The following is a 16,346-nucleotide window of genomic DNA, read 5'->3' as shown; positions in this document are numbered from 1 at the left end:
AATCTTTAATAAGTTGAGCGGCAGCTCTTGACAAAAGCTGGCCGATCGAGGATTAGTGTTTTCTGATCGAGCAATTGTTAAAAATTACCAATCATTTCTATACAATAAGGCATCATTGCGATTAAGGAAAAGATGTTCTCAGTTTTTAATTTGGCAGTTTTCGGCTTTCTCTTGGGTTGGCTGGGGGGGCAATCCCAACCGATCGCCAATATTCCCCTAATTTCTTGGCAAAATCAGCCTATTTTTGACCTTCCCACCGCTCCCGATCCCCGGGTGGCGGCGATCGTGGCCGATTATCTGCAAGAGTTGACGAAAAAAGGTTTAAACTCTAGTCAACAACGGGTGTTAATTGAGACGGAATGGGCTTATTTAGCTGATCATCAGGGTAATCTGCCCGCTTCGGGGGCTTCTTTAACTAAAATCGCCACTACTCTCGCCGCCGTGGAAACCTGGCCCCTCGATCATCGTTTTGCTACTCGTTTTTACAGCACGGGAGAGGTAAAAAACGGGGTGTTAGAGGGAGATTTAATTATTGAAGGGGAAGGGGATCCGCTTTTTGTCTGGGAAGAAGCGATCGCAGTGGGCAATGGCCTCGATCAATTAGGCATCCGTCAGGTCAAAGGCGATCTGATCATTACCGGTCAATTCGCCATGAATTTTCAAACCGATCCCCTCAAAGCGGGAGAATTGCTGAAAATTGGGCTTAATCAATCGAAATGGTCAAAAGAAACCCAAAAAGCTTTTCAGAGCCTTCCTAGCGGCACAAAAGCCCCACAGGTGAAGATTTTGGGCATGGTTCGAGCCAGTCAAATTCGCCCCGAAAATGCCCGATTATTGTTGCGTCATCAGTCCTTGACTTTAACGGAACTGTTGCGTCAGATGAATATTTATAGTAATAACGTCATGTCAGAAATGTTAGCCGAACTGCTCGGTGGTCCGGCGGCAGTGGACGCAATTAATACTAAAATTACTGGGGTAGGAGCGGAGGAAATTCAATTAATTAATGGTTCGGGATTGGGGGTAGAAAATCGCTTGTCTCCCCGGGCAGTTATTGAGATTCTTCAAGCATTGGATCGCAAATTAGCCAATCAACCGATCAAAGTCGCCGATTTATTTCCGGTGGGGGGACGCGATACCAAAGGAACTATGCAGTGGCGGGCCATTCCTAAAGGAGTGATGATTAAAACTGGAACTTTAGCCCAAGTTAGTGCCTTAGCTGGAGAAATTCCCACCCAAGAAAGGGGTAAAGTTTGGTTTGTGATTATGAATGCTGGTAGTAGCAATATCGAGGGATTCAGAAATCAGCAGGATCGGGTGTTACAAGCTTTAGATCAACACTGGCAAATTCTCCCAGAAGCGACTAAAGGATCGATTCCTGCAAGGGCCTTTCTAGGTGATCCCAGTCGAATAAGTCAAGGTTTCTAAGGGATTGATATCAACTTGACAATCAAATTTAGTTGGGTGGTGAGGAAATTTAGGAAGGTTTTATATTCGCTTTTGTCGATAAACTGACTACTTTTCTGCCATTTTCTCCTTGTCTTTGCTGCCAATCGGTAAACATCGCATCTCAATCATAGTGACAAAATTTTGCCAGTTTTTCCTGAAATTGATTAAAGGATGTGTGGTTAAACGAGGTGCATCTCACATTTGCAGAAATACCGACAATCAGCAATTATCAGTCACTCTTAAAATAATGGCTCTTCTCGACTTTGTGTGATAATTTTGGCTTATGGAATCCTGAAGTGCTTATTGGGCAAAACTTTTAGGACTATTTTGCGGAATAAACTATCAGTATAGACCTAGTTTCCACACAGAAACCAGAAGAGCCAAATAATTACAAATGTATCAGCAGCTGCGTGTAAGCATCCCACCAAAAAACTAATGCGCTCCGGGGTTTGGGGGCGGCGCCACGCCCCCAACGGGGGGTTTGGGGGGTAGAACCCCCCAAAGGCTTGGATTGAGTGGTAAAATCGGAAGTGATCACCAATTTTAGAAGATAGTTTCCCTTTAAAAATCCCAACTCAGTAGATTTACAAAAATGAGATGTACCCGGTTAAACGCATCCAGAAATTTTTAGGGATAAAAACACATTTGCGGTAAACCAAGGGATTCTTCCCAACCCATCATGAGATTGAGACATTGTACCGCTTGTCCCGATTGTCCCTTAACTAAATTATCGATCGCTGACATCACTATCACTCGATCGGTTCTCGGATCCACTTCAATACCGAGATAACATAAATTAGTACCACAGGCCCATTTAGTTTGTGGATAGACTCCCCCCGGTAAGATTTTGACAAAGGGAGAAGTGCGATAAAAAGCATTGTAGATAGTGATTAAATCATCCCGCACCAGATTGGGATCCCGCAAAGTTGCATAGACTGTGGACAGGATACCCCGAACCATGGGCATTAAATGGGGGGTGAACTGGACGCGCACCTCATGACCGGCTAAATCGCTGCAAATCTGCTCAATTTCGGGAGTATGACGGTGTTTTCCCGCTACATTATAGGCCCCAATCGAACTGTCTGCTTCTGCCAATAACATATTAATCTTAGCTTGTCTTCCCCCTCCCGAAGTTCCCGATTTGGCATCAATAATCGTGGTTTCCGGGAGAATTAAACCCTGTTTTAACAGGGGAGAAATCGCCATTAAACTAGCAGTAGGATAACATCCGGGGCAACCGATCAAAGAGGCATTTTTAATCTCTTCCCGATAAAGTTCCGGCAAACCGTACACAGCCGTAGATGCGATCGCTTGATCCTGACGTTCCTTGCCATACCATTTACTATAGGTTTCTAGGCTAGTAAAACGATAATCTGCCGACAGATCCAAAACTTTACACCCTTTAGCGAGCAAAGGAGGGGCTAAATCACAGGCTAAACCATTGGGTAAACCCAAGAAAACCACTTGACAACGGGAGGCAATTATCTCTAAATCGATCGCCTCCACATTAAGATTAATGCTATGACCGAGATGGGGATATAAATCACTGTAGGGTTTTCCGGCGCTACTATCGCCCCCCAGATAGGCTAATTCTACGAAGGGATGTTCTTTGAGCAAACGTACCAACTGTACGCCACCATATCCGGAAGCGCCGACAATACCCACTGAAACCTTCTGTTCTTGCGTCATTTCCCTTATTCCTAAAAATTCTTATCGTTAATATAACGCTTTAGTATGGCTGAATTTTAGCCTAACCGGCAGGATTTAAATCAAAAAACTTCCTTTAAAAACCTAGTATCTCGGCCGGGTTGTCCATAAACCGTCAATTTCTTTTGATCAATAGGCAGTTATCTTAATGATGAGGTACAAGGTTTTCCTTTTATGATGCCAAATTAAGTTAAACTTCATCCTTAGGAGAAAGGCTGTAATTCAATCCCCCATATTTAAAATTTTGAGCGCACCGTAAATTCATAATCTCCTCCCGGTTCTAATTGATAATCGTAGCGTTCTAAAAACCGATTCAAGGGTTCAAAAATCAAAGCCCTACCTAGGGAAGGTTGTACTAATAACTTGCCTTGAAGAAAATGCCACTGAAAACGCCATTGATATTGTTCCGTCCGCACTTCTCCCTCTAATTTCCCCGTTTGCCAAGATTGCTTAATTATCCGCACATAAGCCGTGCTTTCTGGTCGATTGCCGCCACTCACCTGAACCCTACCTATAGATTAAATATCAAACATTAAGATAGCGAATTAATCCTTGTTTGTCATTACTTGAGCTAATTTTCTCGACGCTATTCCGGGGAAGTGACCTCATTAACCTTAGAAACCAAGACATTTAATTGAAAAGGTCGCCCCATTTCCTTGGTAATGAATTCTTGCAACAATTCTACCTGTCTGGGGGTAATGCTTTCGGCGGTTCTTACGACTAATCTCACCTGGGGAGGTTGATTGAGCCAATTAATCGAAGACTCCAATAATTCTGTCCGTTGAAAAGTAACTGTTCGTTGTAATAAAGCTTTTTTGATCAGCCTTTCTAAGCGAGCTTGATTAGCCAGAGTTGCAAAACTTATTCCTAAGGGAATTAGCAGCACTGCTGTCAGGATAGAAGTCAAAATTAGAGCGTTACGCGCCCGATGAAAACTAGAATAACCTGCCAGTAAAAAGACCAACAAACAGGCGAGAGCAATGCCTAATAAATTGGTAATATATAACAGAGTGGCTCCCAAACTTAGGATCCAATTGCCTTGGGATAATCCTAAACCAATCGTGCAAACTGGCGGCATTAAAGCCACGGCAATCGCTGTTCCCGCTAAAGTACCTGAAATTTTCGGTTCTATTTTGGCATAACCACTGATTGCTCCCGCGGTAACTGCCACTCCTAAATCTAAAAGATTCGGTTGAGAACGGGCTTGAATTTCACTACCAAATTCAGAAATTCCGATCAATAATCCTAGAAACCAAGCTATCGCTAAAGCGATAATCGTACCGACTAAAATCGCCAATGCTGACTTACGAATTAATCGCCAACTGCCAATTAAACCACCAAAAGCCAGACTACGAATCGGCAACATCAAAGGGGCAATAATCATCGCTCCAATAATCACGGCTGCACTATTGGCAACTAAACCAAAGGTAGCGATCGCACAAGAACTAACAATCAAAGCTAGATAGGGAAAATCGAGGGACGCTTCTAACCATAAATCGCGCCACATGGCCCGCGATTGTTGCCAGGTCAAGGGTTTTCTTGAGAACCACGAGTAAGGCCGTTCTTTTCTGGTCATGGGACTTAGGAAGATTAACTTTTCTTTTACTTATAGCTTTTTTTGTCTAATCAATGTATATTTGTATCATTTTCTTTAACTAATCTTACCGTTTTTTTCTTCGCCTCGATCGATGAAACCTCATGACCAATTTGCTAAAAACTATCTGGAAGAATTATTATCGCCCCTAGGCCGGGTAGAAATTAGCAAAGAAATTACCGACGAAACCCGACAAATTGATCTATTTTTTTCGCCTCATCCAGATCGGCAGATAACTGTCGATAATCTAGGATTATTAGGTCAAATTGCCCTAAATAGCGCTCTCCTAGAACCCTATCGTAATTCTCCCACTCGTGCCGATGTGCGTAATTGTCTCTCGAAATTAACCGCCGTTTTTGCTGAACTACAGCGACAAGCCAAACGAGAAAATAGCCCCTACAATGAGGAAAATTTGCCCCGTTTATGGATTCTTGCTCCTCTGGTTAGTGAGACTATATTAAACGGTTTTGGGGCGGCCTTAGACCGGAATTGGCCCGAAGGGGTCTATTTCTTGCCTCCTTTACAGCGCACGGCTATTATTGTGATCAATCAACTTCCTGTTAATTTTCACACCCTCTGGTTAAGGTTATTGGGTAAGGGCAAAACTCAGAATCAAGCCGTGCGAGAGTTGCTAGAATTACCAATAGGGAACAACTACCGTCAAAATGTCATAGAACTATTACTTAGTTGGCGGGTGAGCGTGGAAATACAAAATATTTTAGAAGAAGAGGATCGAGAGGTGTTTATGACGTTATCGCAAACTTATCTGGAATGGAAAGAAGGAGTGAGACGACAAGCTAGAGAAGAAGCTCTTGAAGAAGGTCGTCAAGCTAGAGAAGAAGCTCTTGAAGAAGGTCGTCAAGCAGGTCTTCAAGCAGGTCTTCAAGCAGGTCTTCAAGAGGCGCGTCGGGGGATGATCGAAAATTTACTACAAGTGCGCTTTGGAAAGTTAGATGATTCTTTTAATCCCGTGATTGAGGGATTGTTATCCTTATCCCCCAGCGAATCTAGCCGTTTATTAATCGAATCCACCCGCGAGGAGCTATTTGAGCGTTTTCACGATATAACCCCCCAGTAGATGGGAGCGCCAGAGCAGTAACCAGTCAACAGTCAACAGTCAACAGTCAACAATGAAATATGATTGGCCGCTCACTGATGACTGGTTACTGATCACTGATCACTGAATTTACCGTTTAGCGGCAACAATGGCAAAAACGGTGGTATGGGGATCATCTTTTAAAGTCACCCCTTCCGGCATTTTTAAATCACCCACGAGCAGGGATTGCCCCACACCGATCCCCGACACATCAAATTCGATCACTTCTGGGATATTATCAGCAATACAGGAGACATTAACTTCGTTAACGAACTGTTCGATTAAACCGCCCTGTTTGGTTCCGATCGCTTCTCCAATGGCCTTAATGGGAACAACGATATCGAGCTTACCGTGGGCAGATACCGAGAAGAAACTGAGGTGATAGAGATTTCTTTTCCAGGGATGAGATTGTACCTCTTGGATCAAAGCTTTTCCCGTCCAGGGCATTTCGGGAACATTCACATCCACCAGGGTATTATTTACCGAAGCCTTTTTAAGCAGGGTTAAGGCCGCTTTTTCTCCCACCACCAGAGAAACCGATTCCGTGCCGTTGTGGCCATAGAGAACCGCCGGGATCAAACCCTGACGACGTAGGGCCCTGGGGTTAATATTCTCCGGTCTTTTTTGACATTCAACGCTAACTTGCATAGTTGACTAATCCTCTTTAGCAATGATTTAAAATTCGTGATTATCCCAAGGTGAGCCATTTTCGTCCAAAAGAGCGCGTTTTGGTCCGTGAATGGGGTCTTCAACGATAATAGTTTGGTCGCGACTAGCTCCTAGGGAGATAATAGCGATCGGTACTTCCATGATCGCCCCCAGGAATTTTAGATAATCGAGGGCCTGTTTGGGCAGGTCTTCCAGACTGCGACAATCGCTGGTGGGTTGTTGCCACCCCGGCATCGTTCGATAAATAGGTTGACAACGGGCGAATTCCACCGCACTACTGGGTAAATGGCGACAGGTTTTGCCGTCCAATTGGTAGGCGACACAGACTTTGATTTCCTCTAGGGTATCGAGAACATCTAACTTGGTGATCGCTAGACAGTCTAAACCATTGATTCGTACCGCGTAACGACCGATCACCGCATCAAACCAACCGCAGCGACGACGACGGCCGGTGGTAGTCCCGAATTCCGCCCCACGATCGCATAATAACTGCTCGATCTCCCCCTCTAATTCCGTGGGAAATGGACCTTCCCCTACCCTAGTGGTGTAAGCTTTGGCCACACCGATCACTCGATCGATTACCGTTGGACCAATGCCAGAACCGACACAAGCACCCCCGGCGATCGGATTGGAGGAGGTAACGTAGGGATAGGTTCCGTGATCGAGGTCGAGTAGGGTGCCTTGGGCCCCTTCAAAAAGAATATTCTTACGCTTGCGGATTGCTTCGTAGATTTTTAGGGAACTATCGACCACATGGGGACGCAGTTTCTCGGCATATTCTAGATATTCCTCGATCACCGTCTTCGGATCTAAAGGCGGTAAGTTATATAACTTTTCTAAAATGACGTTTTTATAATTGATCGTCCATTCTAGTTTTTGCCGCAGATTCTCGGTATTGATCAAGTCGATGACTCGAATACCGATGCGCTCGGACTTGTCGGCATAGGTGGGGCCGATACCCCTTCCCGTGGTGCCGATTTTATATTTACCCCGTTTTTCCTCGGATGCTTGATCGAGCAGCCGATGATAGGGCATAGTGACATGAGCCGTTTGCGAGATATAGAGATTGTCGGTGGTAACATTGAGGGCGTGTAATTGCGCCATCTCTTTGAGTAACACCGAGGGATCTATGACTGTTCCTGAGCCGATTATACATTCCGTATCCGGGTAGAGAATCCCAGAGGGAATTAGATGGAGTTTGAACGTTTGACCCTCGACGACGACGGTATGACCCGCATTTACGCCACCTTGAGAACGCACCACCACATCCGCCGATCGACTCAGCAGATCCGTGATTTTTCCTTTTCCTTCGTCGCCCCACTGAGCGCCGATTACAATAACGTTAGCCAAGGTATTTTAGTCTAGCTAAAGTTCACACAAACTCCTATTATCCCTCTTGGCGAATACAACTGTCAAGTTATCTCTCTTAGCTAATTGTGGGGAGAAGGCGAGGGGAAAACTCGCCTATTTTCAGGGTTTATTGACCTTCCCGACTGATTTGACGCTCGATAGTTTCGATAGCGGCATTTAATCCCGCTAGACGGGTTTCGAGGTCGTCGCGCATCCATTTGAGGAATGTTAATTTACGCTCTTGACATTCTTGACGGGAAGTGCTGCCACAAGTGTTAAAGAAGAAGGGAAACATAGACTAAGGGGCCTGCTATAACTCTACGTCTCCTATCTTGACGAAAATTTTCAAAAAAGTCTAACCGTTAAGTCGCCATAATAACCACAGACCTAACCCAAAACCGAAAAAGTTAGGCAGCCAGGCAGCTAGGAAGGGGGAGAGGGTGGCGGTTAGTCCCAAGCTGCCCACTAAGAAGTTTAAAAGATAATAGAGGAAAACAATGGCGACACTGAGACCGAAACTGGTTCCCCGACTAATTCTTTGCGGTAGAGAACCCAAGGCACAGCCAATGGTAGCAAAGACGATACAGACAAAGGGAAAGGCGATTTTTTGCTGGATTCGCACTTGAAAAAACCTGACTCTTTTCTCATCGCCACTGAGTTTGAGCAGTTGCACATATTCGATCGCCTGTGGTATGTTCATCTCGTAGGGATCGCGGCTTTGACGAGCAAAATCGAAAGCAGAGCGAGATAAAGCGATTTTTTCGGCTTTAAAGGGGATAACTTGGCTATAGGAGGCGTTAGGGGGGGTTAATTCATAGATAATGCCGTTAAAAAAGTCCCAGACGTTATCGACGGCATTCCAACGGGCAGAATCGGCGATAATAATTTGATTTAATTCTTGTTTTAGCCAACGGATAACGGTGACGGTTTTCATCTTTTCCCCGTCAAATTGTTCGGCATAAAATAAACTTCTTAAATTGCGATTAATCGTACCATTTTCTAGGGTTTTTATTTCATAATCGGGATAGTAAAAGTCTTTATTTTTCCAAAAGTTTGCTTCTTTATTAATTTTCTGTACTAAAATTTCTGTAGCTCGATAATTAGCATTAGGAACCACATATTCGTTTAATAAAAATGTCACCACTGTAACTATTAAACTCAGGCAAAAAGTCGGTATAAAAAGACGGTAAAGAGTGACTCCACAGCTTTGCAGGGCAACGGTTTCGCTATCACTACTTAAACGTCCGTAGGTGATTAAAGTGGCCAGCAAAAGAGAAACTGGCAGGGAATAAGTGACAAATTCTGGCACTTTTAACAGGAGAATTTCTAGGGCCGAGGCAAGGGGTAGATTAGCATCAACTACCTGATTAGCTAAATCGGAAAGATTGCTGATCGCTACTCCCAAAGAGGCAAATAAACCAACACTAAATAAAAATGGGGGTAGTAGTTGGCTGATCAGATAGCGATCAATGAGGGCAATACCTCCATTTACCCAGCAAGAAATCTTTTTCTTAATCATTGATTTTGGTTAACTCACTCCTCTTTCATCCCATTTCCTAACCCGCAGCCGTCTTGCCTATACCTTCGGTTAGCCTATCATATTTTGTCTTTGACGAAAAACACCGCCAGAAGTTGTATGATTGCGGGGAGAGTGGACAGAAGTAAGGATTTGGGTAAGTGTAGATAATTTTTCTGTTCCTATTCCCCGATCATCCCTAGGTGAATTATGCTGCTAAACTGGCAAACTTTTACTATTCATAAACGAGTACCTTTAACGATTAGTCGCGGCACTACCAGCAAAAATACTAATATCTGGCTGCAAATTAGCGAGGAAAATATCGAAGGTTGGGGAGAGGCATCCCCTTTTGATATTACCAGCGAGGAGAAAAACCCCGATAAAATCCTGCAAGAATTAAACTCGATCGCTCCTCTTTTACAATCTTTTCACCCCTGTCAACGCCAAGAAATTGAGAAAATTTTATGGCAAAATCAGATATCTTCGGCTACTCGTGCCGCTATTGACACGGCGCTGCACGACTGGTTAGGCAAAAAAGCTAATTTACCTCTCTGGCAAATTTTTGGACTCGATCGCTCTTTAATTCCGCCAGTTTCTGTTACTATCGGTTTAAATTCTCCAGAAAATGTGGGGAAGAGGGTGTTAGATTGGCTAGAAATCGGCGATTTTAGCTTATTAAAGGTCAAATTAGGCTCACCGGACGGTATAGAAGCCGATCGAGCTATAATTCTGGCTATTAAAGAAATTGTCCCCCATTTGCCCCTAACTGTCGATGCTAATGGTGGTTGGAAATTGAGCGATGCGGTGAAAATGTGCCAATGGTTAGAGGAAAAAGGCGTTATTTATGTGGAACAACCCCTATCCGTGGGACAAGAACGAGATTTAATTGATTTATACCAAAAATCGCCCCTACCTATCTTCGTCGATGAAAGCTGTTTTTCTAGTCAAGATATCCCGAAACTGGCCGATCGAGTCCACGGCATTAATATTAAACTAATGAAAGCTGGTGGATTAGCCGAAGTACAGAGAATGATTCATATTGCCCAAGCTTGCCGACTGCAAATTATGTTCGGATGTTACTCTGATAGCAGTTTAGCCAATACTGCCCTAGCACATCTTGGCCCGCTTGTCAACTATCTTGACCTAGATAGTCATTTAAATTTACGCGATGATCCCTTTACGGGTTTAAGCTTAGAAAAGGGACGTTTACAACCAAATAATTTGCCCGGTTTGGGTGTTAGTTTACGGACAGAAGATGACTAATTATTTGACTCCTGACAAGAAAGTAGCGATTCTTCTCCACGAAGGAATCAAAGGAACTCGCGGCAAAACTGGGTTAAGTTATCTGCGTTACGGAAAAGCGCAGGTAGTGGCGATTATTGACGCAGAAAGCGCCGGCAGCGCCTTAAAAGAAGTGGCCGGAATCGATCGCCCCTTGCCGATTGTTGCTACTGTTAGGGAAGCTCTAACCTATCATCCCGATACCCTGTTAATTGGCATCGCACCCTCAGGAGGCATTTTACCACCCCATTGGCTAGAAGAAATCAAAGAGGGGGTAAGGGCAGGGTTATCCCTCGTTAATGGACTCCATACACCCCTAAAACCCCTTTTTTCTCAGCTTAAACCGGATCAATGGATTTGGGATATCCGTCTGGAACCCCAAGGCTTAAAAATTGGGCAAGCGCGGGCGAAAAATTTAACCTGTCAGCGTATTTTAACGGTAGGGACGGATATGAGTGTGGGCAAAATGTCCACTAGCATCGAATTACACCGAGTTGCCCAAGAAAAAGGGCTAAAATCGCAATTTTTAGCCACTGGACAGGGGGGAATTATGATCGCGGGAAAAGGTGTACCCTTGGATGCGGTGCGCGTCGATTATGCTGCTGGTGCGATCGAGGCTTTGGTGTTAGAATCGGCGGAAAATAATGATATTCTGTTTATTGAGGGTCAAGGTTCGCTATTACACCCTGGATCCACTGCTACCTTGCCCTTAATGCGTGGCAGTCAACCAACGGGGTTAATTCTCGTCCATCGTGCTGGACAAATTCATATCAAAGATTTACCCGATATTCTCATCCCTCCCCTAACGGAAGTGATTAAACTCTACGAAATGACTGGCAGCGCTGGGGGAAGTTTCGGGGAGGTGAAGGTAAAGGGGATTAGTTTAAATACTTTTCATCTTAGTCCGGAGGCGGCAGTTAAAGCTATAGAAACTGTGCAGGAGGAAACGGGGTTATTTTGTACCGATGTTGTCCGTTTTGGCGGTCAAGGGTTATTATCAGTGATCACTAATCAGTAATCAGTGATTAATTCAATCATAGTCAATGGTGGTGGGTTACTGGACTAGGTAATAGGTGTAGGGGTAATTCATGAATTACCCCTACAATAACGTTTGTCTGGATGTTGTCAAATTTTCTCTTGACAAAGGCGACTTGACAGGATACTATATTCATAATGGAAAATCCGTGCGCCTACAAACCCCCTTTTCCAACAGTCTTAACTATGATTGGTTCATTCAATCAATCTTCATCTTTAATTCACTCTTAACTAGCTCCCTAGTCATAGTTCATCATTCCAATCATTCCAATCACTGTCAATGGTGGTGGGTTACTGGACTAGGTAATAGGTGTAGGGGTAATTCATGAATTACCCCTACAATAACGTTTGTCTGGATGTTGTCAAATTTTCTCTTGACAAAGGCGACTTGACAGGATACTATATTCATAATGGAAAATCCGTGCGCCTACAGACCCTCTTTTCCAACAGTCTTAACTATGATTGGTTCATTCAATCAATCTTCATCTTTAATTCACTCTTAACTAGCTCCCTAGTCATAGTTCATCATTCCAATCATTCCAATCACTGTCAATGGTGGTGGGTTACTGGACTAGGTAATAGGTGTAGGGGTAATTCATGAATTACCCCTACAATAACGTTTGTCTGGATGTTGTCAAATTTTCTCTTGACAAAGGCGACTTGACAGGATATTATATTCATAATGGAAAATCCGTGCGCCTACAGACCCTCTTTTCCAATGGTCTTAACTATGATTAGTTCATTCAATCAATCTTCATCTCTAATCCACTCTTAACTAGCTCCCTAGTCATAGTTCATCAGATGATTACATCAACCACTGTCGATGGTGGTGGGTTACTGGACTAGGTAATAGGTGTAGGGGTAATTCATGAATTACCCCTACAATAACGTTTGTCTGGATGTTGTCAAAATTTCTCTTGACAAAGGCGACTTGACAGGATATTATATTCATAATGGAAAATCCGTGCGCCTACAGACCCTCTTTTCCAATGGTCTTAACTATGATTAGTTCATTCAATCAATCTTCATCTCTAATCCACTCTTAACTAGGTTCCTAGTCATAGTTCATCATTCAACATTCCAATCACAGTTAAGACTGTTTTCAGGGATGAGGGGGTTTTGGTTTCAACATCTCCACCACCTCATCGGGAAACCGTTGTCTTAATTCTGCTTCGGGTAATTGGGATAACATCCTCAGATAATTCCGATAAACGGTTTGGGTATTGGGATGATTTTCCCCTAATCTTTCCCTGAAAATATTAATCGCTTCTAGATAGCGAGGTTCTGCTTCTGTGTATCTGCCTTGGGATTGGTACAAGTATGCTAAATTGTTGAGGGAAAGTGCCACATCGGGATGATTGTCTCCTAAGAGTCGTTTATACAAATCTAAAGCTTCTAGATAGAGAGGTTCCGCTTCTGTGTATCTGCCTTGGGATTGGTACAAGTATGCTAAATTGTTGAGGGAAAGTGCCACATGGGGATGATTGTCTCCTAAGAGTCGTTTACACAAATCTAATGCTTCTAGAAAGAGAGGTTCCGCTTCTGTGTATCTGCCTTGGGATTCGTACAATGCTGCTAAATTGTTGAGGGAAGTTGCCACATGGGGATGATTGTCTCCTAAGAGTCGTTTTCTCAAATCTAAAGCTTCTAGATAGAGAGGTTCCGCTTCTGTGTACCTGCCTTGGGAGCGGTACAAGTATGCTAAATTGTTGAGGGAAAGTGCCACATGGGGATGATTGTCTCCTAAGAGTCGTTTACACAAATCTAATGCTTCTAGAAAGAGAGGTTCCGCTTCTGTGTACCTGCCTTGAGAATAGTACAATAGTGCTAAATTGTTGAGGGAAAGTGCCACATGGGGATGATTGTCTCCTAAGAGTCGTTTACACAAATCTAATGCTTCTAGAAAGAGAGGTTCCGCTTCTGTGTATCTGCCTTGGGATTCGTACAATGCTGCTATACTTTAGACGTTCATAATCTGAGATTTATTAAACTTCTGAAATCGTAGAGTCAGCAAGGAATCCAGTTCTTTTTTATGTTTCAGATGGGCATCATTCAGACATTCATAAATAGCTGAAGAAAAGTCAGAAAAGTTCTCATAATATTTACCATATAAACATTTCTTTTTGACCAATTTCCACAGCCTTTCAATTAAATTTAGATTAGGTGAATAAGACGGCAGATAGAGCAGCTCTATTGACAAAGAAAGAGCCAATTCTTCAACAATTTTACATTTTTGATAGCGGGCATTATCTAAGACTAGAGTGATGGGAATCATTAGTCCTAAAGCAGCTATTTTTTCAAGGAGTTCACAGACTTGAGTTGCCGTAATATAAGTGTCATTCGTAACCAGAATAACTTCATGAGTTATTGCATTTAATGCTCCTAAAACATTGAAGCGTTTACGCCCGCTCGGTGACTTAACAAAAAGTCTCTCAAAACACCAAACAAAACCGAGAAATGCTCCCATGACGAAGTGAGCGGCATCAACAAAAAAAACAGCCCTTTTTCCTTCTTTTGCCTCATTTAGTCTGGGTTCTAGCTTTTTTTCTTTGTAGTCCTCTTGTTCATCTGGGTCAGCTTTAGAAGGAAGAGAACCTACTTTTAAACATTTCATTCCCATTGATTTTAAAAATTTTCTCACTTGGGTAGGACTTCGTTTTATTCCCGTCAATTCTTCTATCCTATATACAGCTTCATTTATTGTGGCTGGTGGATTTTTCTCGAAGTATTTTTTGAGGGTTTCTTTTTGAAACTCTAATTCACTTTTAGGGCGATAGAAGTTGATTTCTTTTAATTTTTCTATTCCGCCTTCTTGATAATCGCGAAGATAGGTTAATAAGGTATTTGGCGAGATTCCTGCTAACTGACAAATTTTTTGGTGCGGTATCTTTTGGCTTTTTAACCAGAGAACTTCCATCTTCAGTTGAACCCGGGGATGGGGATGATGAAATCTTTCATAATACAGTGAGTTCTTTTCTTCTTCCGTGAATTCTAGGTTAATCATGTTTTTAATGAGTGCTTTGCTTCTAATTATGACTCTTAAACTATATTATTGTCCTTGAGTAAAAAATGCAAGTTGTAGCCGTGCAAAGTATAAATTGTTGAGGGAAAGTGGCACATCGGGATGATTGTCTCCTAAGAGTCGTTTACACAAATCTAATGCTTCTAGAAAGAGAGGTTCCGCTTCTGTGTACCTGCCTTGGGAGCGGTACAAGTATGCTAAATTGTTGAGGGAAAGTGCCACATGGGGATGATTGTCTCCTAAGAGTCGTTTTCTCAAATCTAATGCTTCTCGATAGAGAGGTTCCGCTTCTGAGTATCTACCTTGGGATTCGTACAATCCTGCTAAATTGTTGAGGGAAGTTGCCACATCGGGATGATTGTCTCCTAAGTGGGTTCGAGTTGCGGTTAAACAATCTTGATAGTAGGGTTCTGCAGCAGCATACAATCCTTGTCCTTCATAATAACGAGCTAAACCCGTATAGGACCAAAATAAATCCTCATCAGCGATATATTGGGGATATTCCCCGACAGATGCTTGCAGATGGAGAAGGAAAGGTTTAAATTCTTCAACGATTTCTACAGTGGGATTCTGTGGCATTTCTGCCGATTTTTTGGCCATAATCTCACAATAACGGCGTTTTGCGGGTTCTGCGTGGGGTGATGCTTCTAACTTATCCCGAAAGTAGCGACGCAACAGGGGATGAATTTCATACCAACCATCACGATTATCCTGAACTAAACTCAGGTGAACTAAACTATCGGTTAACCATTCCTCCACTGTATCCCCATCCTCATCGGGAAATAAATCCAGAATCATCCCCTTGGGAAAGGGCGCAAGAGCGAATAAACTGAGGTAAAGTGCCAAAATTTGCGCTTCTGGTTCGCTATCCAACTCCTCCCAACTGAGATTAAAGGCAGCTTTTAACCCTCTTTCCGCAGTCATTTCCCCATGAAACTTGGGATTTTTGGCTAAACTTGGCTCATCTAAGCCTTTTTCGGCTAATTTCTGCCGTATTTTGCTGATTTTCCAATCCTGTCGTCGTACCAGTAACCTTGCCACCAATTCTAACCCTAAGGGTAAATAACCTAAATCCTGACATAATAATTTAGCTGCCTCGATTTGTGTGTCAATTCTGTTGTCTTCAAGGTAGGAACGCAATAAATCAAGTGCATCTTTTTCTTTTAATACTTCTACCCGAAAAGTCGCAATTGTCGCTGATAAATATTCTTTGCGAGTGGTAATTAAAACCTGAAAGCGTTTCTCTTCTTGCGGTGGTAAATAATCCCTAATTTGCTGATAATCCCGCACATCATCAAAGATAATTAAGACATTTCCCGTTAACCAGTTTTGCCAACAATAACGAATTTTTACGTCTAATTCTCCCTCATCTGGTAAAGTTAATTTGAGATGTACCCGCGCAAAATCTAGAATAGAAGTACCGATAAAACCGCCGTCACTTTCTGCCACATTTAACCAACATATACCCCCCGGATAGGCTTTTTCCCGCCATTCTTGCCAGCCAAACTGTCTGGCTAGTTCGGTTTTACCTATGCCTCCCATTCCCGTTAAGGTAGATATAGCAAGCTTTTGGGATTGTTGTAATTGCTTTTTTAAGTCAATTAATTCCTGATCCCTACCAACAAACTTA

17 protein-coding genes and 1 pseudogene are annotated in these 16,346 nt (G+C 43.0%); 4 read left to right on the top strand and 14 right to left on the bottom strand.

Features of this window, described 5'->3' with window-relative positions:
* Positions 1-132 precede the first annotated feature (132 nt).
* The gene (locus tag VL20_RS18605; protein ID WP_052277399.1) at positions 133-1,425 is read left to right on the top strand and encodes a D-alanyl-D-alanine carboxypeptidase; all 1,293 of its coding nucleotides are present in this window, start codon (positions 133-135) and stop codon (positions 1,423-1,425) included.
* Positions 1,426-2,073: 648 nt separating this feature from the next.
* Here VL20_RS18605 and argC read toward each other — a convergent pair.
* The 3 genes from argC to VL20_RS18585 all read right to left on the bottom strand — a co-directional run bounded on the left by argC (position 2,074) and on the right by VL20_RS18585 (position 4,729).
* Positions 2,074-3,135 carry an N-acetyl-gamma-glutamyl-phosphate reductase gene (argC, locus tag VL20_RS18595; RefSeq protein ID WP_052277397.1) on the bottom strand — a complete coding sequence of 354 codons (1,062 nt, stop codon included), beginning with the start codon at positions 3,133-3,135 and terminating at the stop codon, positions 2,074-2,076.
* 254 nt (positions 3,136-3,389) lie between these two features.
* A complete protein-coding gene (locus VL20_RS18590) occupies positions 3,390-3,653 on the bottom strand; it encodes a DUF3146 family protein (protein WP_002733391.1) in 264 nt (87 codons plus the stop codon).
* Positions 3,654-3,739: 86 nt separating this feature from the next.
* Positions 3,740-4,729, bottom strand: a complete 990-nt coding sequence (locus VL20_RS18585; protein WP_052277396.1) for a DUF389 domain-containing protein — start codon at positions 4,727-4,729, stop codon at positions 3,740-3,742.
* 112 nt (positions 4,730-4,841) lie between these two features.
* Between VL20_RS18585 and VL20_RS18580 the strand changes: the two genes are divergently transcribed.
* Positions 4,842-5,825 carry a FliH/SctL family protein gene (locus VL20_RS18580; RefSeq protein WP_052277395.1) on the top strand — a complete coding sequence of 328 codons (984 nt, stop codon included), beginning with the start codon at positions 4,842-4,844 and terminating at the stop codon, positions 5,823-5,825.
* Positions 5,826-5,933: 108 nt separating this feature from the next.
* Here VL20_RS18580 and VL20_RS18575 read toward each other — a convergent pair whose 3' ends face one another.
* The 4 genes from VL20_RS18575 to VL20_RS18565 form a co-directional block, all read right to left on the bottom strand.
* A complete protein-coding gene (locus tag VL20_RS18575; RefSeq protein ID WP_002781534.1) occupies positions 5,934-6,491 on the bottom strand; it encodes a 50S ribosomal protein L25/general stress protein Ctc in 558 nt (185 codons plus the stop codon).
* A gap of 27 nt (positions 6,492-6,518) precedes the next feature.
* Positions 6,519-7,862: an adenylosuccinate synthase gene (locus tag VL20_RS18570; protein ID WP_052277394.1), complete on the bottom strand. Its 1,344-nt coding sequence runs from the start codon at positions 7,860-7,862 to the stop codon at positions 6,519-6,521.
* Positions 7,863-7,989: 127 nt separating this feature from the next.
* Positions 7,990-8,157 (bottom strand): hypothetical protein, encoded by a 168-nt coding sequence (locus VL20_RS31830; protein ID WP_002759244.1) that lies wholly within the window; start codon positions 8,155-8,157, stop codon positions 7,990-7,992.
* A 60-nt stretch (positions 8,158-8,217) separates the two neighbouring features.
* A complete protein-coding gene (locus VL20_RS18565; protein WP_052277393.1) occupies positions 8,218-9,381 on the bottom strand; it encodes an LptF/LptG family permease in 1,164 nt (387 codons plus the stop codon).
* Between the two features lie 207 nt (positions 9,382-9,588).
* On the opposite strand from VL20_RS18565, the gene VL20_RS18560 reads away from it, so the two are divergent.
* Both VL20_RS18560 and VL20_RS18555 read left to right on the top strand, forming a co-directional pair.
* Positions 9,589-10,641: a dipeptide epimerase gene (locus VL20_RS18560; RefSeq protein WP_052277392.1), complete on the top strand. Its 1,053-nt coding sequence runs from the start codon at positions 9,589-9,591 to the stop codon at positions 10,639-10,641.
* The gene (locus VL20_RS18555) at positions 10,634-11,677 is read left to right on the top strand and encodes an N-acetyltransferase DgcN family protein (RefSeq protein WP_052277391.1); all 1,044 of its coding nucleotides are present in this window, start codon (positions 10,634-10,636) and stop codon (positions 11,675-11,677) included. The genes VL20_RS18560 and VL20_RS18555 overlap by 8 nt, the downstream gene beginning before the upstream one ends.
* A 22-nt stretch (positions 11,678-11,699) precedes the next feature.
* Here the strand turns inward: VL20_RS18555 and VL20_RS32985 are convergent, their stop codons facing one another.
* From VL20_RS32985 to VL20_RS18540, 7 genes and pseudogenes are all read right to left on the bottom strand, one after another.
* On the bottom strand, positions 11,700-11,831 hold the full coding sequence (locus VL20_RS32985) for a hypothetical protein (RefSeq protein WP_284525853.1): 132 nt from the start codon (positions 11,829-11,831) through the stop codon (positions 11,700-11,702).
* A gap of 140 nt (positions 11,832-11,971) precedes the next feature.
* Positions 11,972-12,103 (bottom strand): hypothetical protein, encoded by a 132-nt coding sequence (locus tag VL20_RS32980; protein WP_284525853.1) that lies wholly within the window; start codon positions 12,101-12,103, stop codon positions 11,972-11,974.
* 140 nt (positions 12,104-12,243) lie between these two features.
* A complete protein-coding gene (locus tag VL20_RS32975; protein ID WP_284525852.1) occupies positions 12,244-12,375 on the bottom strand; it encodes a hypothetical protein in 132 nt (43 codons plus the stop codon).
* A gap of 124 nt (positions 12,376-12,499) precedes the next feature.
* Positions 12,500-12,646, bottom strand: a complete 147-nt coding sequence (locus tag VL20_RS31285; RefSeq protein ID WP_158499368.1) for a hypothetical protein — start codon at positions 12,644-12,646, stop codon at positions 12,500-12,502.
* 150 nt (positions 12,647-12,796) lie between these two features.
* A pseudogene (locus tag VL20_RS18550) lies at positions 12,797-13,654 on the bottom strand (tetratricopeptide repeat protein); the annotation flags it as partial.
* Complete coding sequence (locus VL20_RS18545; RefSeq protein WP_052277390.1) at positions 13,655-14,698, bottom strand: IS630 family transposase; 1,044 nt, start codon at positions 14,696-14,698, stop codon at positions 13,655-13,657.
* 45 nt (positions 14,699-14,743) lie between these two features.
* Positions 14,744-16,276, bottom strand: coding sequence for a tetratricopeptide repeat protein (locus tag VL20_RS18540; protein ID WP_284526181.1), 1,533 nt, complete (start codon positions 16,274-16,276; stop codon positions 14,744-14,746).
* Positions 16,277-16,346: the final 70 nt, after the last annotated feature.

Origin of the sequence: Microcystis panniformis FACHB-1757, assembly GCF_001264245.1 — a bacterium.
GTDB classification, from domain to species: Bacteria; Cyanobacteriota; Cyanobacteriia; order Cyanobacteriales; family Microcystaceae; genus Microcystis; species Microcystis panniformis.
The sequence above is the reverse complement of the archived record's forward strand: the minus strand, read 5'-3'. Positions and strand labels throughout refer to the sequence as shown.